The sequence below is a fragment of the Oceanicella actignis genome, from assembly GCF_900111545.1.
In the GTDB taxonomy this organism is placed as follows: Bacteria; Pseudomonadota; Alphaproteobacteria; order Rhodobacterales; family Rhodobacteraceae; genus Oceanicella; species Oceanicella actignis.
In genome coordinates, this window is record NZ_FOHL01000027.1 from 1 (window position 1) to 1376 (window position 1376).

At 58.9% G+C, this 1376-nt stretch carries 2 protein-coding genes; both read left to right on the forward strand.

Annotated elements, in window-relative coordinates; genetic code table 11:
* Nucleotides 1-168 precede the first annotated feature (168 nt).
* A protein-coding gene (locus tag BMW67_RS15235) for an IS5 family transposase (RefSeq protein WP_091764289.1) occupies nt 169-926 on the forward strand; the annotation gives its coding sequence in 2 pieces (ribosomal slippage) (nt 169-493 and nt 493-926; 759 coding nt in all).
* A 229-nt stretch (nt 927-1155) separates the two neighbouring features.
* A partial coding sequence (locus BMW67_RS15240) for a helix-turn-helix domain-containing protein (RefSeq protein WP_072748565.1) occupies nt 1156-1376 on the forward strand: 221 nt, incomplete at its 3' end.

Genomic DNA, 1376 nt, shown 5'->3' on the forward strand with positions numbered 1-1376 from the left:
GAAAAATGGGCTTCAGACACGAAAGCATACATCAAGTGGGAATGCCAGGATGCCTGACCCCCTCTCTGCAAAATTTCCAGACCTCAGGTTGCTTAGGTTCAGGACCCATTAATATGCTTGATGCGGTCCTGTTGGCGTGATTCAAGCTCCCAAACAGGTGGGGGCTTCATGACCAATCTTTTCTGGCTGACGGACGAACAGATGGAGCGGCTGAAGCCGTTCTTCCCCAAGAGCCATGGCAAGCCGAGGGTCGATGACCGGCGCGTTTTGAGCGGCATAATCTTCATCAATCGCAATGGGTTGCGGTGGTGCGACGCGCCCCGGGAGTATGGCCCGCCCAAGACGCTCTACAACCGGTGGAAGCGCTGGAGCGAGATGGGCGTGTTTGCCAGGATCTTCGAGGGACTGGCCTCGGAGGCGACAGATCAGAAGACGGTCATGATCGATGCGACGTATCTGAAAGCCCATCGCACGGCGTCGAGCCTGCGGTCGAAAAAGGGGGGCGTGGACGCCTGATTGGCAGAACCAAGGGCGGTATGAACACCAAGTTGCATGCCGTCACGGATGCCAGAGGCCGCCCACTCAAGTTCTTCATGACGGCCGGCCAGGTCAGCGATTACACCGGTGCGGCCGCGCTGCTGAGCAGCCTGCCTCGGGCGGACTGGCTGCTCGCCGATCGAGGCTATGATGCGGATTGGTTCCGCGACGCCCTGAAAGACAAGGGGATCACGCCCTGCATCCCGGGCCGGAAGTCCCGCGGAAAACCCGTCACATACGACAAGCGACGCTACAAAAGCCGCAACCGTATCGAGATCATGTTCGGCAGGCTCAAGGACTGGAGGCGCGTTGCGACCCGTTATGACAGGTGCCCAAAGGTCTTCCTCTCCGCCGTCGCCCTGGCTGCCACCGTAATGTTCTGGCTGTGAAACTCAATGAGTCCTGACCCTAATCTCGAAAACGAACGGTGATTCGTATTTAGTGTGCTGTGTGTTTGTACGGTTGCCTTAAGGTTGGTAACTTCCTTCGGCGATTGCGCTGTCGGCCCTCGCTGAGCGAGGATATCCTCCTCACCTTGCCTCAAACGAGAGTTTAACTTAAGGATTCGCCTATCCGCGAACAAGCGGATTGACAGGGGAATGCAGCGATGATCCGGCCATGTCCAGCGACGGGATGACCTTCGGGCGCGCGATCGCGAAGGCGCGCAAGGCGGCTGGTCTCAGCCAGAAGGAGCTCGCAGCGCGGGTGATGAAGGAAGAGGGCGGCGGGTCGATCTCGCCGCAGTATCTCAACGACATCGAGCACGACCGCCGCAGCCCCAGTTCCAGCCACCTGATTCGCGAGTTCTCCGGCATCCTGAACATACCGGAGGATTACCT